This is a genomic window from Mycobacterium kubicae (assembly GCF_015689175.1).
GTDB classification, from domain to species: domain Bacteria; phylum Actinomycetota; class Actinomycetes; order Mycobacteriales; family Mycobacteriaceae; genus Mycobacterium; species Mycobacterium kubicae.
Window position 1 is genome coordinate 1,655,567 of record NZ_CP065047.1, and the last position, 23,407, is coordinate 1,678,973.

General features: G+C 68.0%; 21 protein-coding genes, 1 tRNA gene and 1 pseudogene. 8 read left to right on the top strand and 15 right to left on the bottom strand.

Going from position 1 to position 23,407, the window contains the following annotated elements; translation table 11 throughout:
• Positions 1-12 precede the first annotated feature (12 nt).
• The 6 genes from I2456_RS07845 to I2456_RS07870 form a co-directional block, all read right to left on the bottom strand.
• A complete protein-coding gene (locus I2456_RS07845; protein WP_174814204.1) occupies positions 13-1,458 on the bottom strand; it encodes a protein adenylyltransferase SelO in 1,446 nt (481 codons plus the stop codon).
• Between the two features lie 78 nt (positions 1,459-1,536).
• A complete protein-coding gene (locus I2456_RS07850; protein ID WP_163703811.1) occupies positions 1,537-1,686 on the bottom strand; it encodes a hypothetical protein in 150 nt (49 codons plus the stop codon).
• Positions 1,687-1,694: 8 nt separating this feature from the next.
• Positions 1,695-2,261 (bottom strand): hemerythrin domain-containing protein, encoded by a 567-nt coding sequence (locus I2456_RS07855; RefSeq protein ID WP_068033300.1) that lies wholly within the window; start codon positions 2,259-2,261, stop codon positions 1,695-1,697.
• Between the two features lie 138 nt (positions 2,262-2,399).
• On the bottom strand, positions 2,400-3,029 hold the full coding sequence (locus I2456_RS07860; protein ID WP_241007895.1) for a DUF732 domain-containing protein: 630 nt from the start codon (positions 3,027-3,029) through the stop codon (positions 2,400-2,402).
• A gap of 50 nt (positions 3,030-3,079) precedes the next feature.
• Complete coding sequence (locus I2456_RS07865) at positions 3,080-4,759, bottom strand: patatin-like phospholipase family protein (RefSeq protein WP_085074084.1); 1,680 nt, start codon at positions 4,757-4,759, stop codon at positions 3,080-3,082.
• Positions 4,760-4,771: 12 nt separating this feature from the next.
• Positions 4,772-5,659 (bottom strand): Rv3090 family protease, encoded by an 888-nt coding sequence (locus tag I2456_RS07870; RefSeq protein WP_085074083.1) that lies wholly within the window; start codon positions 5,657-5,659, stop codon positions 4,772-4,774.
• Between the two features lie 48 nt (positions 5,660-5,707).
• On the opposite strand from I2456_RS07870, the gene I2456_RS07875 reads away from it, so the two are divergent.
• Positions 5,708-6,100 (top strand): DUF4267 domain-containing protein, encoded by a 393-nt coding sequence (locus tag I2456_RS07875; RefSeq protein ID WP_085074082.1) that lies wholly within the window; start codon positions 5,708-5,710, stop codon positions 6,098-6,100.
• 4 nt (positions 6,101-6,104) lie between these two features.
• Here the strand turns inward: I2456_RS07875 and I2456_RS07880 are convergent, their stop codons facing one another.
• Together I2456_RS07880 and I2456_RS07885 are read right to left on the bottom strand one after the other, a co-directional pair.
• Positions 6,105-6,524 (bottom strand): PPOX class F420-dependent oxidoreductase, encoded by a 420-nt coding sequence (locus I2456_RS07880; RefSeq protein ID WP_085074081.1) that lies wholly within the window; start codon positions 6,522-6,524, stop codon positions 6,105-6,107.
• A 42-nt stretch (positions 6,525-6,566) separates the two neighbouring features.
• Complete coding sequence (locus tag I2456_RS07885) at positions 6,567-7,781, bottom strand: cytochrome P450 (RefSeq protein WP_085074080.1); 1,215 nt, start codon at positions 7,779-7,781, stop codon at positions 6,567-6,569.
• 91 nt (positions 7,782-7,872) lie between these two features.
• On the opposite strand from I2456_RS07885, the gene I2456_RS07890 reads away from it, so the two are divergent.
• The gene (locus I2456_RS07890; RefSeq protein WP_085074112.1) at positions 7,873-8,454 is read left to right on the top strand and encodes a TetR/AcrR family transcriptional regulator; all 582 of its coding nucleotides are present in this window, start codon (positions 7,873-7,875) and stop codon (positions 8,452-8,454) included.
• Here the strand turns inward: I2456_RS07890 and I2456_RS07895 are convergent.
• On the bottom strand, positions 8,435-8,929 hold the full coding sequence (locus tag I2456_RS07895; RefSeq protein WP_068164074.1) for a nitroreductase family deazaflavin-dependent oxidoreductase: 495 nt from the start codon (positions 8,927-8,929) through the stop codon (positions 8,435-8,437). The two genes, I2456_RS07890 and I2456_RS07895, sit on opposite strands and share 20 nt — an antisense overlap.
• 826 nt (positions 8,930-9,755) lie before the next feature.
• Here I2456_RS07895 and I2456_RS07900 point away from each other — a divergent pair.
• A complete protein-coding gene (locus I2456_RS07900; RefSeq protein WP_085074079.1) occupies positions 9,756-14,831 on the top strand; it encodes a PE family protein in 5,076 nt (1,691 codons plus the stop codon).
• Between the two features lie 91 nt (positions 14,832-14,922).
• On the opposite strand, the gene I2456_RS07905 is transcribed toward I2456_RS07900, so the two are convergent.
• The 3 genes and pseudogenes from I2456_RS07905 to I2456_RS07915 all read right to left on the bottom strand — a co-directional run bounded on the left by I2456_RS07905 (position 14,923) and on the right by I2456_RS07915 (position 17,640).
• Positions 14,923-15,396, bottom strand: a complete 474-nt coding sequence (locus tag I2456_RS07905; RefSeq protein ID WP_241007959.1) for a nitroreductase family deazaflavin-dependent oxidoreductase — start codon at positions 15,394-15,396, stop codon at positions 14,923-14,925.
• Positions 15,394-17,180: pseudogene (locus tag I2456_RS07910) on the bottom strand (sulfatase-like hydrolase/transferase); the annotation flags it as partial. The gene I2456_RS07905 and the pseudogene I2456_RS07910, both read right to left, overlap by 3 nt.
• The gene (locus tag I2456_RS07915) at positions 17,173-17,640 is read right to left on the bottom strand and encodes an SRPBCC family protein (protein WP_085074078.1); all 468 of its coding nucleotides are present in this window, start codon (positions 17,638-17,640) and stop codon (positions 17,173-17,175) included. The pseudogene I2456_RS07910 and the gene I2456_RS07915, both read right to left, overlap by 8 nt.
• Here I2456_RS07915 and I2456_RS07920 point away from each other — a divergent pair.
• The 3 genes from I2456_RS07920 (at position 17,639) to I2456_RS07930 (ending at position 19,288) form a co-directional block, all read left to right on the top strand.
• Positions 17,639-17,926: a hypothetical protein gene (locus I2456_RS07920; protein WP_085074077.1), complete on the top strand. Its 288-nt coding sequence runs from the start codon at positions 17,639-17,641 to the stop codon at positions 17,924-17,926. The genes I2456_RS07915 and I2456_RS07920 overlap by 2 nt on opposite strands.
• An 87-nt stretch (positions 17,927-18,013) precedes the next feature.
• Positions 18,014-18,931: an HpcH/HpaI aldolase/citrate lyase family protein gene (locus tag I2456_RS07925; protein WP_068033310.1), complete on the top strand. Its 918-nt coding sequence runs from the start codon at positions 18,014-18,016 to the stop codon at positions 18,929-18,931.
• Positions 18,932-19,288: a DUF488 domain-containing protein gene (locus I2456_RS07930; RefSeq protein ID WP_085074076.1), complete on the top strand. Its 357-nt coding sequence runs from the start codon at positions 18,932-18,934 to the stop codon at positions 19,286-19,288.
• 86 nt (positions 19,289-19,374) lie between these two features.
• On the opposite strand, the gene I2456_RS07935 is transcribed toward I2456_RS07930, so the two are convergent.
• From I2456_RS07935 to crcB (I2456_RS07945), 3 genes are read right to left on the bottom strand one after another with little or no spacing between them, the layout of a single operon-like run.
• On the bottom strand, positions 19,375-20,463 hold the full coding sequence (locus tag I2456_RS07935; RefSeq protein WP_085074075.1) for a DUF190 domain-containing protein: 1,089 nt from the start codon (positions 20,461-20,463) through the stop codon (positions 19,375-19,377).
• A complete protein-coding gene (gene crcB, locus I2456_RS07940; RefSeq protein WP_085074074.1) occupies positions 20,460-20,837 on the bottom strand; it encodes a fluoride efflux transporter CrcB in 378 nt (125 codons plus the stop codon). Before crcB (I2456_RS07940) ends, I2456_RS07935 begins: the two co-directional genes overlap by 4 nt.
• Positions 20,834-21,232, bottom strand: a complete 399-nt coding sequence (crcB, locus tag I2456_RS07945; RefSeq protein ID WP_085074073.1) for a fluoride efflux transporter CrcB — start codon at positions 21,230-21,232, stop codon at positions 20,834-20,836. The genes crcB (I2456_RS07940) and crcB (I2456_RS07945) overlap by 4 nt, the downstream gene beginning before the upstream one ends.
• An 81-nt stretch (positions 21,233-21,313) precedes the next feature.
• On the opposite strand from crcB (I2456_RS07945), the gene pgm reads away from it, so the two are divergent.
• Both pgm and I2456_RS07955 read left to right on the top strand, forming a co-directional pair.
• Entirely contained in the window at positions 21,314-22,945 is a 1,632-nt protein-coding gene (gene pgm / locus I2456_RS07950) for a phosphoglucomutase (alpha-D-glucose-1,6-bisphosphate-dependent) (RefSeq protein WP_085074072.1), read from the top strand.
• A gap of 63 nt (positions 22,946-23,008) precedes the next feature.
• A tRNA-Ala gene (locus I2456_RS07955) sits at positions 23,009-23,081 on the top strand.
• The last annotated feature ends 326 nt before the right edge of the window (positions 23,082-23,407 follow it).

Sequence of the window (23,407 nt, forward strand, 5' to 3'; positions counted from 1 at the left end):
GACGGCAGGGCGCTAGGTGCCGCAGAAGGTGCGGTAGTTCCCGAAGTCTTCCGGAGCCGGGCTGGCGTAGCGATCAAGCCCTGGCCTTGCCGTATAGGGGTCGGTCACCGCTTCGAGAAGCCGTCCTAGCGGCTCCAACTCGCCTGCCGTCGCCGCGGTCAGCGCTTCCTCGACCAGATGGTTGCGCGGAATGTAGATCGGGTTCACCCGGTCCATCGATTCGGCGTCTGGCCCCAGCGCGCGCCACCGCGACAGCCAGGCGTCGAATCCGGCCAGGTCGATGAATAGCCCGCGGACAGGCTCGGTTTCGCCGCGGGCAGCGCGGCTGAGCTGTCGGAAGAACGAGGTGTAGTCGACATGGCTCTGCGCAAGCAGGGCCAGCAGTTCCTCGATCAGGGGCCCGACAACGCCGGCGTCGGCGTCGGTCCGCAGACCCAACTTGGCCCGCATCCCGGAAGACCAGGTGCCCTGGTATTGACGGAATTCGCCGAACGCCTCCTGCGCCAGGGCAACTGCCTGATCGACATCGTCGGAGAACAGAGGGAGAAGCGTTTCGGCGAAGCGCGACAAGTTCCACGCCGCGATGGTGGGCTGGTTGCCGTAGGCGTAGCGGCCCCAGAAGTCGATTGAACTGAACACCGTGTCTGGGCTGTACGCCTCCATGAACGCGCACGGCCCGTAGTCGATCGTTTCACCCGAGATGGTCATGTTGTCGGTGTTCATCACCCCGTGGACGAAACCGATCAGCATCCACTGGGCCACCAAAGACGCCTGGACGTCCACCACCCCTTTGAACAGCGCCACATAGGGATTGGCAGCCTCGGCGGCGCTGGGGTGGTGGCGCGCGATGGCATGATCGGCGAGGCGCTGCAACAGCCCGACATCGCCTGTGGCCGCGGCATATTGGAAGCTTCCGACCCGCAGGTGACTGCTCGCCACCCGGACCAGCACCGCGCCGGGCAACTGCCGCGCTTCCCGTTCGACTGGACGTCCGGTGCCCACTACGGCCAACGAGCGCGTCGTCGGAACGCCGAGCGCGTGCATCGCCTCACTGATGATGTATTCGCGCATCATCGGTCCGACGACCGCCAGACCATCGCCGCCGCGGGCAAAAGGCGTACGCCCGGAACCCTTGAGATGGATGTCGCGGACCCGTCCACGGGTATCGACCAGTTCACCCAGGAGCAGGGCGCGGCCGTCGCCCAGGCGCGGCACGAAGCCGCCGAATTGATGGCCGCTATAGGCCTGCGCCACGGGAGCCGCGCCGCTGGGAACCAAGTTGCCGGCCAGGAATTGCACGCCCTCGGGGCTGCGCAGCCAGCCGGCGTCGAGGCCGAGGTCCGCCGCCAGCGGCTCGTTCAGGACCAGCAGACGGGCCTCCGGCGGCACCTCGGCTTGCCAGCGGACAGCCATCTCCGGCAACTCGCGCGCGAAGCGGTCTTGCAGGCTGATGGTCATGTCCGGTGCGACGCTCACTTCTCCCAGGCTACAAAGCCGCTGAAACCAACCAACCGGGCCCCGATTCGGGGACCGCCCTCAGCCATCGGCCGAGGGCAGCCCGTCCGGTGGTGGGGTGCCGTAAGCGGGATAAGCGGGGGGCGAAACTGTGCTGTCGTCGGCGGCTTGCTCGGTGGCCGAGTCGACAGCCTGCTGCTCGTCGGCTTGGCCGGGTTCCGGGCTGCTCATCGATCCTCCTAGCTGAGGGCTGACTGAATCAGGTCACGGGCACGGTCGAGCATGGAAGCGAACGGCCCGACCGCGAAGTTGAGCTTCGCCGATTCCACGCCGGGGTGCGGTCGGGTCGGCGCGATGGCTTCGGCGGCCTTCACTGCGGTACCCATCCGCTTGAGGTCATCTTCGGTGAGTTCCTGCTGCAGCTTCGGGAACTCCTCGGTTTCCTCGTGTTCGGCGTGGGCCAGCACGGCGTCGCGGAACTTGGTGAACTCGTCGACGAATTGCTGTGAGGTGATGTCGAGGTCTTCCAGTTTCGACAGCTGCTCTTTGGCGTCGTGCTCCTCTTGCAGCAGGGCGTCGGCGATCGATTCACCCTCGTCGTGCTCGCGGCGCAGCCGCGGGTGCACCACCATCTCCTCGGCCGTTTCGTGAACGGCAAGCAGTTGGCGCAATTCGGTGAACGGCTTCTCGCGTGCTTGGGGATCCGAAGCGTGCAGCACCTCGTCGAACATGTCCTCGATGAGGTCGTGCTGAGCTTTCAGAAAGTCGACAACTTGGTCGGGTGTTTCCACAATCATGTCGGCCACGCGGATACACCTCCTGTATGTAGTGGAGTTAAGGACGCGGGCTATGGGCTGTGCGCCGCTCGCCGCCGCATACCCCGGTAACGGCCGACCAAAACGCTCGACGTCAGGCAAACACCGAGTGATCTGGGCCCTATTCAGTCAGAAGCCGGCGACCTGGTTCTTGTACTGCGGACAGTAGGTGCGAACTGAGATACCGACATAGGCATTAGCGTTGCTGGCGAACTGTGGACTGCTGGATTGGAACGCCGAGACGACCTGCGGCACCGTCATCCCGAGCCGGATGTTCTCGCAGACCATCTTGCCGTTGTAAACCGCCGCGTCGGGGTTCGCGAACGCGATGCCGCGGTCGTTGAGGGCCTGGACGTAAGTGTTGTCCTGGTCGGCCGTGGACAGAATCGACGCGGGGTCAGCGGTCGGGGGTGCCGTCGTCGCCGGCGTCGTGGGCGCCTGCGTGGCCGTGGCAGGCTTATCAGCCGTCGGGGATTCCGACGACGTGAGCAGCCAACGGCCCAAGAAGATCAACCCGGCTACGCCGAGTCCGACCACCAGCAACAAGACGGCGTTGCGTACCGTCGTGCCCCAGGACTGGTAAACGGTTGCCGGCGCAGGCTCTTTCGGGTCGTCAGCCGGCTCCTCGGAGACAGCGAATCCGTCGCCGCTGGACCAGGCGAGTTCGACGGCGTCGGTGGGTGTCGCATTAGGCACAGCAACGGTCTCGCCAGCGTTGACGGCGGCCGTTTCGTCGGAGGGCGGGACCCGCTCGGCCATGACGGTCATCGTAGTCACCGAGTGCGACATGCACCGCTTTGGGAGCGGTCTCAGGTCAACCGGCGGTTGCGCCACTGCCGTAAGCGACCGGTGGGCGCCTGGATCGCGGCCAGCACCGAACTCATCGAGGCCGCCACCGACTTGGCCAGCGGCCGCGGCTCGTCGGTCGGCGGACCGTCACCTTCCCACCACGTCGGTTGCAACAGCGCCGACGTCACCGGGATGGCGGCATCGACGCTGTCGTGTCCCCAACGGCACGCTCGGTCGATGGCCGCGGCCGATGGTGCCAAGTTGATCGGTGACAAGGTTGGGGCGAACCGGACCAGGTGGTCGGCGTAGGGCAGGTTGCGTCCCATTTGCAACTGAATGGCCTGCAGGATCGGTGCCAGCCACATATGTCGCGAATCCCATTGCGGGTGAAAACAATCGAAGGCCAGATAACAGGCATTGCGGGTACCGAGCTTTCCTTCGCGGACCCGCTTCCACGCCAGCTCGACGGGAACGTTGCTGGCCGCGCCGCCGTCGACGAGCGCCGCCACCTCTTTCTCGGCACACAGGTCATCCAGGATCGGGATCATGCGCGCATCGTTGGTCTCGTGGTGCAGCACACCAGGTATCGCCGACGAGAACGACGCGGCGTCGACGACGTTGAAGTCGCGCGCCCGGTCGTCGGCGCCGACGATGATCGGCTTGACCACGCGCAGGTCGATGAAGGCGGAGACCTGCCACATGCGTGCCCCGACTCGCGGGCCGATGCCGATCGGGATGAGCGGCAGCGAGCGCAGCTGCAGCGCCGCCAGCTCGGGGCGGCGGAACCGGGACGGCAGGGCCGCATACGGCTGCCGTCGGACACCGGCGATGACGACATCGAACGGAACGGCCAAGTCCGACATCCGCATCTGTTCCCCGTCCTCGCGGCTGAACAGCGCCGCGGCGAACTGGTTGAACCGCAACGAGAACAGCCCGGCCATGCCGTGGCGGCGTCGCAACCGCTCCGGTCCGAGAATCGCTCGATACGACACCGTCTTCGCCCAGGCGACGTACTCCTCGATCGGCACCGGTAACGCGCGAGACACCAAGCTGCCCAGGATCGAACCGAACGACGAGCCCATCATGTAGTCGGGCAGGTGGCCGGCTTCCAACAGCCGCTGCATGCCGCCGATGTAGACGAATCCGGCGCCTCCGCCCCCGCCGAGGATTGCGACGAGCTTCTTGTATCCGACTTCGGCGTCCAGCTCCGCGGTCGAAAAGTCGCTGCCGTGGCGCTCGATGAGCACCCGGCGTTGATCCTCCTGTTCCGGCGCCAGGGTGACCAGCGCATCACGTGCCGCCGTCAACGCCTCGAGCGGATCGGGCTCCTCGCGTAGCGGCCGGTACAAAGCGTCGGTCACCCTGGATCGCCAGGGCGCGATTTCGGCGGCCACCGACACGTCGCCGCGCCCGCGGCTGCCGCTTGGACCGGCGGCTCCCGGCTCGAAGTCGCCGAGTCGCGCGAAATTCAGGATGTAGCGCAGTCGGCGCAGTTGCTCTGCACTCAGCACGTCTGGAAGGGCCAGATGGTCACGGATCAACCGGCTTTCCATCTGCTGCAGCAGCAGCGCCGGCTCGGCTGGCGGCAGGTCGTCGGGGTCGAGGGAACCGCCTTCGTCTTCAACCTCTTCCATGATTTCGAGCCGCGCATTCCGGCGGCCTAGCCGGCGGCGGACCGCGCCGGCGAACGGGATCTGCATCCGGCGCGACCTCTACCGCCCGGGTATCGGAATGGTGGGTAGCGCCGAACTGCCGGGCCAACACCCCAGCGGGCTGATGCCTTTGTTGATCGCGGCCGTAATGCAGTTCTGCACAACGACATTGGGGTCGTTGCTGATCGAGCGGGACAGGATTTCGTTGGCCTTCGCCTGCGCCTCGGCGGTGCGCTGCGCCTCGACCGCGATCGAGGTTTGGGCCCGCTGCTGGTTGAGCTGGTTGATCTTGTCCTCGGTGCCTTGGTCGTACTGGATGGTCGGTACGTTGACGTCGAAGATGTCGACTTGCCCGCCCACGTCCTTGCGCATGATGTCGGCTGCGCGCTTGGCGAGGTTGGGCAACGGTGAGACGTCGAGGTTCTGCGGGTCCAGCGGGTTGAAGGCGGCGAACACCTCGTTGAGTGCGACCGACAGGTTGCGTTCGATCAGGTTGACCCGCACATTGTCAAAAGTCTTGTACTGCTGGAACAGTTCCGGCGCGGCGGGTTGTTTGAGCTGCCAGCGGATGCTGACGTCGGCCATGGCGGTGGACTGATTGCCGAGTCGAACAAGGATGCGCTGGTCGTTATTGCCGTCTTTGACGTACTTGTCGATTTGCACCGCCCCGTCCATCTGGTGCGTCATCTGCCAGGGCCACTTGCCATGGAAGCCGTTATTGAGGCTCACTCCGGTGGGCCGGCCGAAGGTGGTGACAATGGCAATCTGGCGTGTCCCGACGATGGTGAAGCAACCGAACAGGAAGGACAGCACCGCTAGCGCCAGCGCGGCGATGGTCACCGTCTTGCCGCGGCGACGTGTCTTGTCATTGTCGGTGAAAGCCCACGCCAAGGCCGCGCTTCCGGCGACGATCAAGCACAGGGTCAGCATCACGATCTGCCACGTCATCCCGTAACTCCTTCTGCAGGTGGTAGGGGAAGACTAGGCTGCGGTTTCATGTCGATTGATCGCGCCGGGCTGATTGCGGGCAGCATCCGACTGGCCTCGGGCATCTCGTTCCTCGTCGACCCGCTGCGGGCCAACAAGTTGTGGGGGGACCCTGACGACCGAACGGCAACGGCGCAACTACTTTTGCGCTCTATGGGTTATCGCGACGCGCTGATCGGCGGGTTGCTCGCGGCCGCCGCGGTGCGGGGCAGAAACACTCGCGGCTGGTTCCTCGCCTCCGGTGGCGCCGACGCCGCTGACCTACTCGGCGGGATCAGCGTGCATGAGCAATTGAAGCCCGCGCAGCGGCTCATCGGCTTGGGCGGCGCGGCGCTCGGCATCGGTGTCGGCCTATGGGGTGCCGTGCGCCGGGCACCGCGCATCGAGGCGCCCGCGGATTGACCGGTTACGTCCAGGGCCCGATGCCGCCGACCTTCTCGATGCGGATGCGGGTGAGGAATCCGGGCGGCGCGTTGTCCGGAGGAAACACGGTCGGGTCCGACAGCGTCTGGGCAAGCTCCTTCAACAGCTCCGGGGCGCCACCCTCGACGATCCGCGCGGTTCCGTAGACGGCGAGGTAGGGCCGCATCTCCGGGCCCGGGTCGTCCGTCGACACGATGGTGACGGCGACTCGGGGGTCGTTGCGCACGTTGCGGACCTTCTTGTGCTCGGCCAGGTGTGCGGTGACCAGTTCGTCCCCGTCCGGAGTCGACTGCAGCGCCACCCAGACCAGGCTGACCTGAGGGCTCCCGTCGGGATTGAGCGTGACCAGGGTGGCGTCGACACCCTTGCCGATGAAGTCGCGTGCGGCGTCGTTGAGTTTCATGCGATGTTCTACCGCCGCGACGGGCGATTAATTCCCGCTGGGCTAGACCACGATGCGCAGCCGCTCCCAGCCGCGCACAGTTGAAGTCGGCGCCAGTTTCAGGCTGTCGTAGTCGACGTCCCAGTCCGGCCACCGGTTGAGCAATTCGTCGAGTGCGACCCTGCCCTCCAGTCGGGCCAGGTTCGCGCCCAGGCAATAGTGCACGCCCTTGCCGAACGTGAGGTGGGAGATGTTGTCACGGTGCAGGTTGAAGGTGTCAGGATCGTTGTACCGCAACGGGTCCCGGTTGGCGGCGCCGAACAGCAGCAGTATCGCGCTGCCGGCGGGCACGGTGGTGCCATAGGCCTCGAAGTCGCGGATGGTGTAACGCGCGACATGTGGCCCGGTCGGTTCGAAGCGCAGCGTCTCGTCGACCGCGCGAGTCAGCAGTGAGCGGTCCTGCGCGACCTCGCGACGCTGGTGCGGATGTTCGGCGAGCACCTTGGCGAGCCAGCCGATCAGCCTGCCCGTGGTCTCGTTGCCGGCGCCGGCGACCACCTGCGTGTAGTGCAGAACCTCTTTGCGCGTCAGCTTTCTCGTCACACCGTTCTCGTCTTCGAACTCGACGTTGAGCAGTGCGGTCATCAGGTCGTCGGAGGGGTTCTTGGCCCGCCAGTCCACGTATTCGGCATAGATCCGGCCGTCGGCGATCGCGTCGGGGTCGGCCACCTTCATCGGTGTGCCCGGCTTGGTGCGCAGGTTCGCGTCGTTGGCGTCGCGCACACCGATCTGGTCGGCCTCGGGAATGCCCAGCAGCATGCCGATCACGCGCATGGGCATCATCGAGGCGAGTTCGGCGATGATGTCGAAACCGTCGGTGCCCACCAAGGGATCAAGGCACCTGACGCAGTAAGCGCGGATCTGGTCCTCGATCGCCGCCATTCGTCGCGGCGTGAAGACTCGCGACATCACCCCACGCAGCATCGTGTGTGTCGGCGGATCCTCGAACATCATGACGCCGGGCGGCATGTCGAATTTCGACTGGACCAGTTCGAGAATGTCACTTCGGGTGTTGGAGAAGGTCTCCCAGTCCGAGAGCGCCTTCTCGACGTCCGCATGACGGGAGATCGCCCAGAAGTTATAGCGCTCGTTGTAATACAGCGGGGCCTCGTCGCGCAGGCGAGCGAAGGTGGGGTAAGGGTCTGCGGTGATGTTGACGTCGTACGGGTCGTAATAGACCTCGGTGTCAGCGACCTCGCCTGCAACTGGGCCGGGCATCGGTCCTCCTCGTTGAGTAACCTCGTTACACCGAGTACGGTAACTGTGTTACTCCCCGAGGGCAAGGTTTCGTGTGGTCAGCGCTGAAGTGATGTCTGGTGAGCCGGATCGCCCTGTCGGCCGCACCTTGGACCCCCTTCTGGCAGTCGTCGTCGAGATACTCGAGACCGAGGGTTACGACGCGGTGCAGTTGCGGGAGGTCGCCAGGCGCGCGCGCACGTCGCTGGCTACCATCTACAAGCGGTATCCGACTCGGGACGCGTTGATTTCGGCCGCACTGGAAAGCTGGATGGAGCAGAACCGATATGCCGGGTTGGCCACGCAGACACCGACTCCCGGGGAATCGATCTACGACGGGCTGATGCGGGTGTTCCGGACCATCTTCGAACCGTGGGAGCGGCATCCGGACATGTTGCGGGCGTACTACCGGGCGCGGTCGGCCCCGGGCGGCCAGCGGCTGGTGAGTCGGGGGCTGGATGCGGTGCTGCCCGCCACCATGGCGGTGTTGGAGGGAGCCGACGCCGACCTGATCGAGGATTTGCCGCCGATCGTGTCCAACCTCGCCTACGGTCTGGTGGCCCGCTTCTCGGCCGGCGAGATTCCGATCACCGACATCCTGCCGACGCTGGATCGCGCGTTGTTCCGGCTGACGGTCAACGCGGGGAGAGGATGACCACCGGGATCTCGCGCTCGGTCCAGGTCTGATACTTCGCGAAGTCGGCGTAGAGGTCGACCAGGCGAGGCCACAACGCGGCGCGCTCCTCGGGTGAGGCGACGCGCGCCGAAACGTTCACTGCGCCACGACCTTTGACGTGTACTCGGGTATGGGGGTGCGCCACCAGATTGTGGAACCACTGCGGATTCTTGGGCATCCCGCCCTGGGACGCGACGATGACGAAGTCGTCGCCGTCGTGCAGGTAAAGCAGGGGAGTGGTGAACTGCCGGCCGGACTTGCGGCCGCGGTGCTCGAGCAGCAGGGTGGGCACCGGCTTGCGGAAACCCGCACCCACGCGCCAGTTGCTGCCGATGCGCCCGTTGGTCGCCTTGAACACCGCGACCTGCGCCCTGGCCGCGTACTTGATCACCTTCGCGGTGACCGGTGAGGTGAGCCCGGAAGGAGCGTCTTCGGGAAGTGAGAACTTGGGCATCGTTACTCCTAGCGCCGGCGCGCGTGCGTAGCCGTCGTCGGTGACGGGCGCTGCGAATTTACTCGATGCGACGGGCGCCGTCGCAATGACACCGGCTCGGCGGGCGGGCCGGTGGTCTCGATTCGGCAAAGCAATTGGGTCGACCGCTGGTGAGCGGGTGGTGTGTGGCCAGGCTCGATGTCCTCGGTCGATGGCCCGGGTCGCATGGCTGGGACAGCAAACCGGGTTCGTTACACTCACGTCAAATAGAGTCAGGAAAGTGAGTGCGCGCAGCAAACAGACTCTTGACTGTTGGGTCGGACCAGCGGCGGTTTGGACGGAGTCGGCGCCGGGCATCGTCGGGTGGCGAAGGTAATTGCTCAGCAAATTAATTCATCGGCTACAAGGGGCAATCCACGCCTGGCGATAATGTACATCCGTCTCAGTTCGAACCAGTAATTAGCGGCACTCGGCATCGCCAGGCGTTCCATTGTTCGGCGTAGCCGCGCGAGTTTCCGTCGCGGTTCCCTGGCCGATCACTTTCGGCGGTCACACCCGTCGGGCGAACGGCTGGATCACATCGGGTTCTATTAATGCTGTTGTGCCGCACCCGATTACATCGTCATGCGGCTCAGGGAACCGTGTGATGATCGAGTTTCGTCCCGCATCGCCATCCTGGACAATCTCGTGTGAGGCGAAATCGCGAGGGCTTTCTGCGCAAAGCTTCTGGGGCCGCGGTCACTTTTACCAAGGCGTTTTCTGCACGTCGCTATTACCGTACGATACGGAGCGTATTTTTGTTGCCGTCAAAGACGAATAGATGTTGCCGAGGCGAAGGAGCCGCCCAATGTCTTTTGTTTCCATAACTCCGGATCTGGTCGCGGCCGCAATGGCCGATCTAGACCGCCTTGGCTCCACGTTGACCGCGGCGAATACCGCCGCCATAGGCCCGACCACAGCGGTGTTGGCCGCCGCCGAAGACGAGGTCTCGCGGGCAATCGCCACGTTGTTCGGCGCCCACGGCCAGGAATTTCAGGCAGTCAGCGCACAGGCGGCGGCCTTTCACGCGCAGTTCGTGCGGACGTTGACCGGCGCCACGACCGCATACGCGGTTGCCGAGTCGATCAACGCGTCTCCGTTACAGATCCTCGAGGACAACATCCTTGCCGTCATCAACGCCCCGACTCAGTTCCTGCTCGGACGCCCGCTTATCGGCAACGGCATCAACGGCGCGCCGGGCACCGGCCAGGCCGGCGGCGCCGGGGGCATCTTGTGGGGTAACGGCGGCAGTGGCGGCTCCGGCGCGGCCGGTACCGCCACCTCGCCGGCAGGCGCCGGTGGAGCGGGCGGCGCAGCAGGATTGTTCGGCAACGGTGGACCCGGCGGTGCTGGGGGCGCCGGAGCAATCGGCCAGGTCGGGGGCACCGGCGGTGTCGGCGGGACCGGCGGAATCTTGTTCGGCGCCGGAGGTGTGGGCGGCGCCGGCGGGACTGGGGGTCCGGCCGGGCTCGGACTGATCGGTGGCAACGGCGGAATCGGTGGTGCCGGAGGCAGCCAGGGCTTGTTCGGCTGGGGCGGAGCGGGCGGCGCCGGCGGATCCGGGGGTGCGGGCACCACCGGACTGGCCGCCGGCAATGGCGGAGCGGGTGGGGCCGGAGGTGCTCAAGGCTTCTTCGGCGCTGGCGGCGCCGGCGGTGCCGGCGGAACCGGAGGGACCGGCCCAGCGGGCTTGCTCGGCAGCAGCGGCGGCGACGGCGGAGCCGGGGGTGCCGGTGGCGGCGCGAACGTCTTCGGTTGGGGAGGAGCCGGTGGCACCGGTGGTACGGGCGGCACCGGCACCGACGGCTTGCCCGGTCTGGACGGCGGCGCCGGCGGCAACGGCGGACACGGTGGCGTCGGCGGCGGTAGCGGAATGCTCGGCGTTGCCGGAGCCGGAGGTAGTGGCGGTAGCGGCGGCGCGGGCGGTCTCGGCGGCACAGCACAAACCACCCTGCTGCCCGGGGGCAACGGCGGCGCGGGCGGCAACGGTGGATTCGGTGGTGCCGGCGGAGCCAGCCGGTTGATCGGCTTCGGCGGGGCCGGCGGCGCCGGCGGCTGGGGCGGCATCGGTGGCACGGGCGGAACCGGTGCGGCCAGCCCCGGCCTGGTCGCCGGCGGTACGGGTGGCAACGGCGGTGCCGGCGGCAGCGCCGGCGGTGCGGGCGGCGGCGGTGCGGGCGGGTTGATCGGGCTCGCCGGTCAAGCTGGCGCCCAAGGCAACGGCGGTACCGGTGGCACCGGCGGCACGGGCGGCGCAGGAGCAAACGGCGGCCCCATTGTCGGCACCCTCACGGGCGGTGATGGGACTGCCGGCGGCCAGGGCGGCAATGGCGGAGTGGGCGGCAACGCCTTCCCCGGCGCCGTCAACGGCAGCGGTGGCACCGGGGGCAACGGCGGCGTGGGCGGGGCCGGGGCTAATGGTGGTTCGGGCATCGGGTCGCTTCTGGCCGGGGGGAACGGCGGCAATGGCGGCAACGGCGGCAACGCCGGATTGGGCGGCGCCGCGGGTACCGGTGGCAGCGGCGGAGTCGCAGGAGTGGCGGGGACCGGTGGTACCGGTGGCGTCGGGGGCAACGGCGGAGCTGGTGACGCAGGTCTGATCGGGACGGTCAACCACCTGCTGGGCGGTGACGGCCTGGCCGGTGGCGCCGGCGGCAATGGCGGCGCCGGCGGCAACAGCGCCGGCGGTGTCAACGGCAGCGGCGGAGCCGGGGGTTCCGGCGGTGCCGGCGGCAATGGCGGAGCGGGTCTGGGCTTGTCTACCGCGGGCCTGGCCGGAGGCGCCGGTGGAAACGGCGGAGCCGGCGGCAACGCCGGGTCGGGCGGCGCGATCGGTAACGGCGGCACCGGCGGGGTCGCCGGTGCAGGAGGTACCGGCGGGGTGGGCGGTAACGGCGGCGCCGGCGCCAATGGCGGTGCCGGGACCCCGATCGTCGGCGCTCTCGACGGCGGCGATGGTGGCAGCGGCGGCATCGGCGGGGCGGGCGGCGCCGGTGGCAGCAGTGGCGGACCCAGTGGGCTGCGCGGCAGCGGCGGGGCAGGCGGCAATGGCGGGCTGGGCGGCAACGGCGGCAATGGCGCCTCCGGATTGAGTGCCGGCCTGGTGAGCACCGCGGGCGGCAGTGGCGGCAACGGCGGGACCGGCGGCAACGCCGGGGCAGGCGGCGCGGCGGGCACTGTGGGGACCGGCGGCACGGCCGGGGCCGGCGGCACCGGTGGTGCGGGTGGTAACGGCGGCAATGGTGCCGACGGCACGGCCGGTGTCAATGTCTTGGGTAGCACCGCGGGTGGTGCCGGGGGTGCTGCGGGCAACGGCGGGGCCGGTGGCGCTGGGGGCAGTGCCGGAGCGGCGGGAGCGGCCCGTGGTGGCGGCGGCCACGGCGGTAACGGCGGCACCGGTGGAAATGGGGCCAACGCGGGATCCAGCCTGGGTCTGGGCGTGGCCGGCGGCGACGGTGGCGCCGGAGGGCGCGGCGGCAACGCCGGTGCCGGCGGCACCGCGGGCGTCGTCGGCACCGGCAGCGCCACCGGCGGCGCCTCGGGCACCGCGGGCAGTGGCGGCAACGGCGGCAACGGCGGCAACGGCGATAACGGCGCCTTAATCACGGGCACGCTCGACGGCGCCAACGGCTTTGCGGGCGGCGCGGGTGGCGCTGGCGGTGCTGGCGGTAATGGCGCCGTGGGAGTGGCCAACGGCAATGGCGGAGCGGGCGGCCAAGGCGGGGGCGGCGGCGACGGCCGTTCGGGCGCTTCTGCCGTCGATATCGGTCTGGTGAGCACCGCGGGCGGTAGCGGGGGTGACGGCGGTGCCGGTGGTGGCGGCGGCGCGGGCGGCGCCGCGGGCAGCGGGGGACTGGCCGGTTCGGGATCGGCAGGTGCCGGCGGCGCCGGAGGCGCGGGCGGTAACGGCGGTGATGGCGCTGACGGCACCGCCGGAGTCAACGTGCTCGGCAGCACCGCCGGCGGAGCGGGGGGCGACGCCGGTGCCGGCGGTGCCGGCGGCGCTGGCGGAAGCGCCGGTGGGGCAGGTGCGGCCAACGGCAGCGGCGGGCACGGCGGCAACGGCGGCACCGGTGGTGACGGGGCCGACGCGGGATCCAGCCTGGGCTTGGGGGTAGCCGGACCTGATGGCGGCGCCGGGGGTCGCGGCGGTGATGCGGGTGTGGGTGGTGCGGCGGGTGCTGTTGGTAACGGCACCGGAACCCACGGCGCCTCGGGCACTGCCGGTGATGGCGGCAGCGGCGGAAACGGCGGCACCGGAGACAACGGCGCCACCATCGGCGGCACGCTCAACGGCGGCAACGGGTTGGCTGGTGGTACCGGTGGGGCCGGCGGTGCCGGCGGCAACGGCGCCGCCGGAGTGGCCAATGGCAACGGCGGCGCGGGCGGTCACGGTGGAACCGGCGGCAACGGCTCGTCGGGCCTGCTGGGCACCGGCGGCGTGCTGGGCGGCACCGGAGGTGACGGCGGCACGGGTGGTACCGGAGGGGCTGGCGGTGCCTCCGGAAGTGGCGGGCTGACCGGGTCCGGGACCGCAGGCAACGGCGGTGTCGGCGGTACCGGCGGCGACGGGGGCAACGGCGGCAACGGTCAAGCCCTGCTGGGCAGTCTCAACGGGGGCGCTGCCGGCAATGGCGGAGTCGGCGGAACGGGTGGGGCCGGCGGCAACAGCTTCAACGGCGGCACCAACGGCACCGGGGGCGCAGGTGGCACCGGCGGAACCGGTGGCGACGGCGGAAGTGGCGCCTCACCTGCGACACTGCTGGCTGGCGCGGCCGGCGGTACCGGCGGCAATGGCGGAACCGGCGGTCAAGGCGGAACGGGCGGCGGGGCGGGCACCGGCGGCAATGCCGCGACCGGTGCGGCGGGCGCCGGCGGTACCGGCGGCGATGGCGGAACCGGCGGCAACGGCGGTAACGGCAGCGCCGGCGTCAACGTGTTGGGCAGCACGGCAGGCGGCGCCGGGGGCAATGCCGGCAACGGCGGCGGCGGCGGTACCGGTGGGAATGCCGGCGCGGCGAGTGCGGCCAACGGTGGCGGCGGCAACGGCGGTAACGGGGGCATCGGCGGGGACGGTGCCAACGCGGGATCCAGCCTGGCGCTCGCCGTCGCGGGCGCGAACGGCGGCGCCGGAGGCAATGGCGGCATTGGTGGCGCGGCTGGGGCGACCGGCACTGTCGGCAACGGCAGCGGAACCATTGGCACGGCCGGTGACGGTGGCAACGGTGGTTCGGGCGGCAACGGTGGCACAGGCGGGGCCCTCGTCACGAGCGTTCTCAACGGCGGTGACGGGCTCGCCGGCGGTACCGGCGGCGTCGGCGGCAACGGCGGCGCCGGCGGGGCGGGCGTCGGCGGTATCCATGGCGGCAGCGGAGGCGACGGCGGGACCGGCGGCGTCGGTGGCGCCGGCGGGGCGGGCAACACGGTCACCCTCCTGGCCGGCGGCGACGGAGGCACCGGCGGCAACGGCGGTGCCGGGGGATCCGGAGGAGCCGCCACCGCCGGCGGTTCCGGCGGGACCGGCGGAGACGGTGGCGACAGTGGTGCGGGCGGCGCCGGCGGAGCGAGCGGGCTCGGCCTTGGTGGGGGCGGCACCGGGGGTAATGCGGGCACCGGAGGCAACGGCGGCAACGGCGGCAGCGCGACCGGCGGTGGTGCGGGCGGCGCTGGCGGGGACGGCGGCGACGGCGCCAAGGGCGGCAACGGCGGGACCGTCGGGCTCGGATTACCGGGCAACGGTGGCACGGGCGGTACGGGAGGAAACGGCGGCAACGGCGGTTCCGGTGTCCCCGGCGGGCCCGGCGGCGACGGTGGCAGCAAGGGCCTCGGCGGCACACCTAACGGCAGCCCCGGCGCCGACGGCAACGACGGCTTCCACGGCTGACATCGCCGAGATTGCCGCCACGGCGGTGCCCGCCGGGCGAGTCACGACCACAGCGGCAATTTCGACGCGGGTCCTACCGCGCCGGGGCCCGTCAACGCGGGGAAAGAATGATCACCGGAAATTCGCGGACGCTCCACGACTGAGACCTGGCGAAGTCGGCATACAGGTCGATTAGGCGGGGCCACAACGCCGCCCGTTCCTCCGGTGAGGCGACGCGGGCCGTAACCCGCAGTCGCCGTTGGCCTTTCACGTGGATGTGGGTGTCGGGGTTGGCGACCAGGTTGTGATACCACTGCGGATTCTTGGGCAGACCACCGTGCGACGCGACGAGCACGAAGGCGTCGCCGTCTTCGAGGTACACCAGGGGAGTGGTGAACGAGCGGCCAGACTTGCGGCCCCGGTGCTCGAGCAACAGGGTCGGCACCGGCTTGCGAAAGCCTGCCCCGATGCGCCAGTTGCTGCCGACGCGTCCGTCGGTCAACTTGAACACCGCGACCTGAGCCTTGGCCGTGTATTTCAGCACCGTGGTCGCAACCGGTGAAATCAGCTGCTGCGCGGTGGGCAGTCGACGTACCAAACCTCCTGGCGGGACCGGTGGTTGACGCGGAACATACGGCCACGGGTTGTTGCGCTCGGGCACCGACGTCGCCCGCTGTTGCTTGAGCTGCATCCGCAGGTGCTGGCGTAACTCGTGCAGGTTCGGGTCGGTCCACCGGTTGTCCGCCTCGATGGGGTCGGCCGTCAGGTCGTACAGCTCCCACTGATCCTCGATCGGCTCGGTGCGATACGCCTCGCCGCCAATTCCGTTGGCCGCCAAGTGGCGCACGCCAGGCTCGGTCCAGGTGGCCGGGTCGTCGAAGGTGCGCACCAACTTCCACAGGTGGCCGGCGCCGCCCACCGCATCACCCTCGTCGACACGCACAACCAATCCCTCGAAGTTGGCGGCGACATGTGCCGGCAACTTTATCCGAAGCGGCGCAGGAGGATCACGTCGCGGCCCACCCTGCGGGCGGTGGCCGAGGCGCCGGTGTCGCCTTCGAGCACGTTGTCCCGCGTCATCAAGTACACCGCCCGGGCTTCGTCTTGCGGCGCTCCGTCCACCACGGGCATCAGGTCACGCCCGGGCAGCGGATGCACCTCAGAGAACGACTCGGCCAGATGTGCCACCGTGGCGGGAACGTCGATGCCGGCCGCAGCGAGCAGCGTCGGTACCAAGTCGACATGCGATGTCGGCGCCGAAATGGTTTGCGGCGTGGTCGCGTTGGGTCCTATCCGGGCGACGGCGAATGGAACGCGCGTCGCCTCGTCGTACAAGTTGAACCACTTCTGATGCAATCCGCCGTGGGCGCCGAGCAACTCACCGTGGTCGGACGTGCGCAGCAGGACCGCATGGTCGGATCCGCCTTCGGTGACTGCTCGGCGTACCCGGTCAATCGGCGCGTCCACCTCCGCATGCAGCCGGTAGTACAGGTCGCGGTAGCGCTGTGCGTTGCGTCGATAGCTGCGGCTGATCGCACTTGCGGGCCCGTAGCCGGAGTAATACGCCTCACGAAAGGCGATCTGCGCGGCTGGCTTTGACGACAGATCCTCTCCGGCGGTCGGCGCCGGTGGCACGTGCGGCGGGTCGAGATCAGAAGGCTTGATCGGGCTGCGCCGCACCCAGGCGGGGAACAGCACAATGTCGTGCGGGTTCACAAAGCTGGCCACCAGTAGGAAGGGCCGCAGTGCGGCGACGTCCCCGGCGCGGCGCCGAGCGTAGCGGTCCGTCAACCAGGCGACCACACGATCGGCGATCAACGGGTCGCGGCGAAATCCACTGTTGGCCAGGCTAGCTCCGTGCGGCTCGGGCCCGACCCAACCCGAGAAGCCGTAGGGCGCCAGTGGATCGGCATCCAGGTAGCGCTGCACCGCGGTCGGGTCGACGACGCCGTCGTCGTCGTTGGTAGCCAACGGTTCTCCCGTGACTGGGTTCATCAGATCGGCATGCGAGATGTGCCACTTGCCGTCGTAGTGGGTGTCGTAGCCGGCGGCGCGAAACCAGTTGCCCAACGTTGGTACCTCACCGTGGCGCAGCCAGCGCAACCGGGAATCGTCGAACCGCTTGCCGATGCCGTCGGTCTGGGTGACCCCGTGCAGATCCGGGTATTGCCCGGTGAAGATTGTCGGACGGCTGGGAACACACGCCAGCGAACCCGTGTAGTGCCTGGTGAAGTTGACGCCGTGCTCGTCGAACCAGCGACGGCCGGCCAGCGTCCGCCGGCGCCAGGACAGCACGTCGTCCGATTCATACGGCGGCACCGCCCGCTCTTCGTCGGTCATCAGGATGACGATGTCGGGACGCTCAGACATGGGTGTCCTCCAATTGCTGTGCCAGCCCGGCGAGCATCGAGTCGGACTGCTTGGTCATCACACGCAACGTCACCCACTCCGCCGCACGCGCCAATGCGCTGGTGCCGACCTCCACTGTGCTGGTCAATGTCACGACGGTCCCATCATCGGCCGGCCGAAGTGTCCAGCGATTGGCGAGTTTCCCCAGCCGGCTAGGCAATCCCTCGATGTCGTAGGCGAGCGACGTGGGCGCCTCGCACTCGGTGACCCGCTCGACCAGTACATTGGAGCCGACCTGCACGCGGCGGGTGCTGCCCATCAGTTCGCCGTCCGGCCCGTGGTTCAGCAGGCACGAGTGATCGGCGTTGTCGGCCCACGAGCTCAGCGACCCGAAGTCGGCCAGCACGTTCCATACTGCCTGGACGGTCGCCGGTATCTTCGTGCTGCGGCTGATCTGTGCCACCCCGCCATCCAACACCATGGCTGTAGCTACCGGGTTCGTTTTGCCGGCGGTTAGGGGCGCCGGCTGGATCTCGATCAGCCCGTCCGCGCAGGTGCTGTCGGGTCAGCTCGATCGGTTGCACGATGTCGCCGATCACGACGTGCCGGTGACCGTCGTCCACTTGGGTGAACCAAACCAGCGAGACATCGAGGGCCACCTGAAACTGCGGGTGGAGCGCCTGTTGTTCGAGCTGCCCACCGAGCCCGCCGACCCAACCCTGCGCCGCCTGGACCAGCTGGTAGACCTCGTGGCGCAATTCGCCTAGGCAGCCCTGACCACTCGTTTGTACTGTCGCTACGGTTAAGGGCGACTGTTGACAGACGACGGAACAGAAGAGGCGGCCGATCACCCGATGTATGACCAGGTCAACCATGACGCGGCAGACTCCGCTGACGTCGGATACCGCTTGGATCCGGTGCTGGCCCGCAGTTGGCTGTTGGTGAACGGGACGCACGCCGACCGGTTCGAAGCGGCCGCGCGCTCGCGCGCCGACATCGTGGTCCTCGACATCGAAGACGCCGTCGCGCCCAAGGACAAGGACGTAGCCCGCGACAATGTGGTGCGGTGGCTGAGCGCGGATAACAACGACTGGGTCCGGATCAACGGCTTCGGCACGCCATGGTGGGCGGACGACATCGCGCAGTTGGCGCAAACCCCGGTGGGTGGCGTGATGCTGGCGATGGTGGAGTCGGTGGACCATGTCACCGAGACGGCCAAGCGGCTGCCCAACAAGCCGATCGTGGCGCTGGTCGAGACGGCTCGCGGGCTCGAGCGGATCACCGAGATCGCCGCGGCCAAAGGCACCTTCCGCCTGGCGTTCGGCATCGGTGACTTCCGCCGCGACACCGGTTTCGGCGAAGAGCCGACCACCCTGGCCTATGCCCGGTCCCGGTTCACCATCGCGGCCAAGGCGGCCGGGCTGCCCAGCGCGATCGACGGACCGACCATCGGCTCCAATCCGCTGAAGTTGATCGAGGCTACGGCGGTGTCCGTCGAGTTCGGCATGACCGGCAAGATCTGCCTGTCCCCGGACCAGTGCGCGGTAGTCAACGAGGGTCTGTCGCCGTCGCAAGACGAGATCGGTTGGGCCAAGGAGTTTTTCGCTGAGTTCGAGCGCGACGGGGGTGAGATCCGCAACGGCTCGGATTTGCCGCGCATCGCACGGGCGACCAAAATCCTCGACCTGGCCCGGTCCTACGGCATAGTCGCCATGGAATTCGAGGACGAACCGGTCCACTCACCCGCCCCGTCGGACACCTACCACTACTAAGTGAGCGCAACTCCCCGCATCCGGGTCGCCCGGATCTACCAAGACCCGAGCCCTGAGGACGGCCAACGGGTCCTGGTGGATCGGATCTGGCCGCGCGGCATCCGCAAAGACGATCCGCGCGTGGGCATTTGGCGCAAGGACGTGGCGCCGACGAAAGAATTGCGCGACTGGTATCACCATCAGCCCGAACGCTTCGACGAATTCGCTTCCCGCTATGAGGCGGAGCTGGCGGGCAGCCCCGCCCTGGATGAGTTGCGCGACCTAGCCAAACGCGGCGTCGTCACCCTGGTCACCGCCACCCGAGAAGTCGACGGCAGCCACGCCGCGGTGCTGGCCGACCTGCTCGGTCGCCACTGACCCGCGTGAGACGTCGTATGCGTTTCGGATCGTCGACTGGGTTCGCGGGCTGGCCGACAAGTGGTCTCAGCGTAAGCATCTACCCGTCAGTAGTCGTATTCGGCGATCGATGGTTCGGCGGGTACCTGCGAGCCGTCCAATGACACTGCGGCAGGCACCATTTCACTGGTCACCAGCCCGTGGCGAACCGTCAGCTCGTCGACGATGTCGAAGCTGCGGGCGATGGCTTCGGGTGTGTCGACGATGATCGTAGTGGCCGGAACCGTGCGCGAGAGCTGAAAGAGCCTGTCTCCGTGCGGCTTATGGCTGCCGTGGAACCCCCAGATGCCGCGAATCGCGGTCGCGCCGCGAGCTGTCCGCGACTGCATCAACCGATGAATGAGCGCGCGGTGAATCGGCTCACCGTCGTGATGCGTCTGTTCGGCGGTGTGCACCATCAGCTTCTGCCACAGCGGCCGGCCTCGATGATCGGTGAGAGGCAGTTCCGGTGGGCGAGCGAATAATTCCCCATCGCGCTTGCACAACCGCACCCGTTCCACGGTCAACAGGGCATTAGGTACTAGGGCAGACAGTTCGCTCGCGGCGATCGAGACCTGGGTAGCGGAGCCTACCGCGATGATCATCAGCGGAACGTTGACGTTGCGGCTGAAGAACCGGGCCCGGCAGCGTTGGCCGTATGCGGTGCCGTCGACGCCGAGGAACACTGTCGCCCCGGCGAATCCGTGGCGGTGCATCAACTCGCACACCGCGTAGTACGCCGCTGCCCCGCCTACCTTGACCTGGCGTCCGACGTAGATGGTCAGTTTGGCGGCATCGCCATTCGCGCTGTCGATGCCCTCGAAGGATTGCCCGTGCGTCACCATCCGCGCCCGTTCCAGCGTCACCAGGCCACGGCCGGTCATCGCCGTGACCTCCTGAACCAACGCGCGGATCTTGGGTTCGGCGTCGACGGCCGCAACGGCCACCGGCGGATCCTCGGACAGGCTCAGGGACTGGTCGCTGCGCAAATCGCCCTTCGGTCCGAAACTCGTTACGCCGCGCAGCATTACGCTGGTTGCCACCTCGCGGGAGCCGAACAGGTCGAACATCGCGTCTGCCAGGAAGCGCCGGGGCTCGCCGACGACGCGTTGCCGCTCACCGAAGTAGGCGGTCAGTTTGAGGCTTTGTCCGCTCACAATTGGTCCGCAATCCATTGGCCGGCCACCACCGCGGCCAACCCAAGCGCGACGCTGACCGCGAGATTGGCGAACGCCGCCGACAGTTGACGGTCTTCGCCCAGTCGCTGCGTCTCGAGCATCCAGGTGGAAAAGGTGGTGTAGGCGCCGACGAACGCCGTTCCGGCGAGCAGAGCCACGTCCTTGGGCAACGTCAGGGCGCCGAGGAAGCCGAGCAGGGCCGCGCCGCTGATGTTGACCGTCAGGGTGCCGAAGGGGAAGGACCGGGCGACTCGCCGGGCGACGGCGCGGTCGACGAGGAAGCGGGATACCGAACCAATGCCACCGATGAGCGCGACACCGACCCAGACCGCGACGGTCGCGGCGGCCGTCACGAGCGCACCCGCGCGCGGCGCACCAGCGCGGTGGCCAGATGCACGGCCAGCAGTCCGACGGCGATGCTGACCACCGTGTACGCCGTGGCCAACGCCCACTGCCCGTGTTCGAGCATCTTCACGGTTTCTACTTGCATCGTGGAGAAGGTGGTGAGTCCTCCGCAGAATCCGGTGCCGAGCAGCGGGCGCCGGTAGCTCGACAACGGCAACCGTTCCAGCAGCCGCGTGGTGAAGTAGCCCACCAGAAAGGCGCCGACGATATTGACGATGAACGTCGGCCACGGCCAGCGCGCCGGGTCGGGGACGAAGAGCGTGGCCAGGGCGGCTCGGGTCAGCGCGCCCACGGCACCGCCGGCGAAAATCGCGGCCAATTCCCGATAGTCGCGGCTTGCCACCGGTTGTTTCCCTTCGCTGTGCCAAATGTGCGCCTACGCAGCCTAGGGCTGCACTGGCCGGTATGGGCACAATTGGTATCCATGGCCCACCCGCGAGCCGGACAACCGGCCCTGCCCGAAGACCTCGTCGACCTGCCGCACCTGGTGACGGCGTACTACTCGATCGAGCCTGACCCCGACAACGTCGCCCAGCAGGTGGCGTTCGGCACGTCGGGACATCGCGGTTCGGCACTCAACGGCGCCTTCAACGAGGGGCACATCGTGGCGATCACGCAGGCGATCGTCGAGTACCGGGCGGCACACGGGACTACCGGCCCGCTGTTCATCGGCCGTGACACGCATGGCCTTTCCGAGCCCGCCTGGGTGTCGGCGCTGGAGGTGCTGGCCGCCAACGATGTGGTCGCCATGATCGACTCGCGAGATCGCTACACCCCGACACCCGCGGTGAGCCACGCCATCTTGACCTACAACCGTGGCCGCAGCGACAGGCTGGCCGACGGAATCGTCGTGACCCCGTCGCATAACCCGCCCTCCGACGGCGGCTTCAAGTACAACCCGCCCAACGGGGGCCCGGCCGACACCGACGCGACCAACGCAATCGCCAAGCGCGCCAACGAGATTCTGCGCGACGGGTGGTCTGCCGTGCGGCGGGTGCCACTGGCCCGGGCCTTGGCAAGCGTGCAACGGCACGACTACCTCGGCAACTATGTCGACGATTTGCCCAATGTGGTCGACATCGCGGCGATCCGGGACGCGCAGGTGCGCATCGGTGCTGACCCGCTTGGTGGGGCCAGCGTGGATTACTGGGGAGAGATCGCTGCCCGCCACCGGTTGAATCTGACCGTCGTCAATCCACTGGTCGACGCGACGTGGCGGTTCATGACGCTGGATCACGACGGCAAGATCCGGATGGACTGCAGCTCGCCGGACGCGATGGCCTCGTTGATCGCAAACCGCGATCGATACCAGATCGCCACCGGCAACGACGCCGACTCCGACCGGCACGGCATCGTCACCCCCGACGAAGGGTTGCTCAACCCGAACCACTATCTCGCCGTGGCCATCGACTACCTGTATACGCACCGGCCGGATTGGCCGGCCGGGATTGCCGTCGGGAAGACCGCGGTCAGCTCGTCGATCATCGACCGGGTCGTCAATGGCCTGGGACGCAAACTCGTCGAGGTCCCGGTCGGATTCAAGTGGTTCGTGGACGGGCTGATCAGCGGTTCCATCGGCTTCGGCGGGGAAGAGTCGGCGGGCGCGTCGTTCCTGCGGCGCGACGGCTCGGTGTGGACGACCGACAAGGACGGCATCATCCTGGCGTTGTTGGCCTCGGAGATTCTGGCGGTGACGGGCAAGTCCCCCTCGCAGCGCTATGCCGAACTGGCCGCCGAGTACGGCGCGCCGATCTATGCGCGGGTCGATGCGCCCGCCAATCGGGAGCAGAAGGCGCGGTTGTCGCGGCTGTCTGCAGACCAGGTGACGGCTACCGAGCTGGCAGGTGAGCCGATTACCGCGAAACTGACCGACGCGCCGGGCAACGGCGCGCCGCTGGGCGGATTGAAGGTGACGACGGCCAATGCGTGGTTCGCGGCCCGACCGTCGGGCACCGAGGACGTCTACAAGATCTACGCCGAGTCCTTCCTCGGTCCTGAGCACCTGGCCGAGGTGCAGCAGGTGGCGCGCGAGGTGGTCAATGCGGTCATCGCGTAGGGGTGGACCAGCGACTTTGAACGCGTCTGGCCGGTGGTGTAGCTTCGATGAGCACGACTTCTCGGGGCTATGGCGCAGCTGGTAGCGCACCACACTGGCAGTGTGGGGGTCAGGGGTTCGAGTCCCCTTAGCTCCACTTTTACACAACCCGTTCTGACCTCGCGGTTAGGACGGGTTTTGTGTTTGCGGCGGGCTTATCGCCATAGTCCTGATGTCCTATTTTTGTCCTACGGCGGCTTTGGAAAACACTGCCGAATCGCCAGCAGCTCAGCGGTGGATGCATGACCGATATGTGGGACTCGCGATGCCTCGCATCAACGTCCAGGATGCGCGGGTCATACCTGTACCAGTTCCCCCGCAAAAGGAACAAAGGGAAATCGTCAAGCGTACGAACAAGTTACTGTCACTTGCAGACGAAGTATCAACGCGAATTGATCGCGCAACTTCGAACGTTGGCCGCAG

What these genes read in the sequence shown, in the direction of transcription:
- I2456_RS07845 (WP_174814204.1), bottom strand. Translation starts at nt 1,458, where the DNA reads ATGACCATCAGCCTGCAAGACCGCTTCGCGCGCGAGTTGCCGGAGATG.
- I2456_RS07850 (WP_163703811.1), bottom strand. Translation starts at nt 1,686, where the DNA reads ATGAGCAGCCCGGAACCCGGCCAAGCCGACGAGCAGCAGGCTGTCGAC.
- I2456_RS07860 (WP_241007895.1), bottom strand. Translation starts at nt 3,029, where the DNA reads ATGGCCGAGCGGGTCCCGCCCTCCGACGAAACGGCCGCCGTCAACGCT.
- I2456_RS07865 (WP_085074084.1), bottom strand. Translation starts at nt 4,759, where the DNA reads ATGCAGATCCCGTTCGCCGGCGCGGTCCGCCGCCGGCTAGGCCGCCGG.
- I2456_RS07870 (WP_085074083.1), bottom strand. Translation starts at nt 5,659, where the DNA reads ATGACGTGGCAGATCGTGATGCTGACCCTGTGCTTGATCGTCGCCGGA.
- I2456_RS07875 (WP_085074082.1), top strand. Translation starts at nt 5,708, where the DNA reads ATGTCGATTGATCGCGCCGGGCTGATTGCGGGCAGCATCCGACTGGCC.
- I2456_RS07880 (WP_085074081.1), bottom strand. Translation starts at nt 6,524, where the DNA reads ATGAAACTCAACGACGCCGCACGCGACTTCATCGGCAAGGGTGTCGAC.
- I2456_RS07885 (WP_085074080.1), bottom strand. Translation starts at nt 7,781, where the DNA reads ATGCCCGGCCCAGTTGCAGGCGAGGTCGCTGACACCGAGGTCTATTAC.
- I2456_RS07890 (WP_085074112.1), top strand. Translation starts at nt 7,873, where the DNA reads ATGTCTGGTGAGCCGGATCGCCCTGTCGGCCGCACCTTGGACCCCCTT.
- I2456_RS07895 (WP_068164074.1), bottom strand. Translation starts at nt 8,929, where the DNA reads ATGCCCAAGTTCTCACTTCCCGAAGACGCTCCTTCCGGGCTCACCTCA.
- I2456_RS07900 (WP_085074079.1), top strand. Translation starts at nt 9,756, where the DNA reads ATGTCTTTTGTTTCCATAACTCCGGATCTGGTCGCGGCCGCAATGGCC.
- I2456_RS07920 (WP_085074077.1), top strand. Translation starts at nt 17,639, where the DNA reads ATGGCTGTAGCTACCGGGTTCGTTTTGCCGGCGGTTAGGGGCGCCGGC.
- I2456_RS07915 (WP_085074078.1), bottom strand. Translation starts at nt 17,640, where the DNA reads ATGGTGTTGGATGGCGGGGTGGCACAGATCAGCCGCAGCACGAAGATA.
- I2456_RS07925 (WP_068033310.1), top strand. Translation starts at nt 18,014, where the DNA reads ATGTATGACCAGGTCAACCATGACGCGGCAGACTCCGCTGACGTCGGA.
- pgm (WP_085074072.1), top strand. Translation starts at nt 21,314, where the DNA reads ATGGCCCACCCGCGAGCCGGACAACCGGCCCTGCCCGAAGACCTCGTC.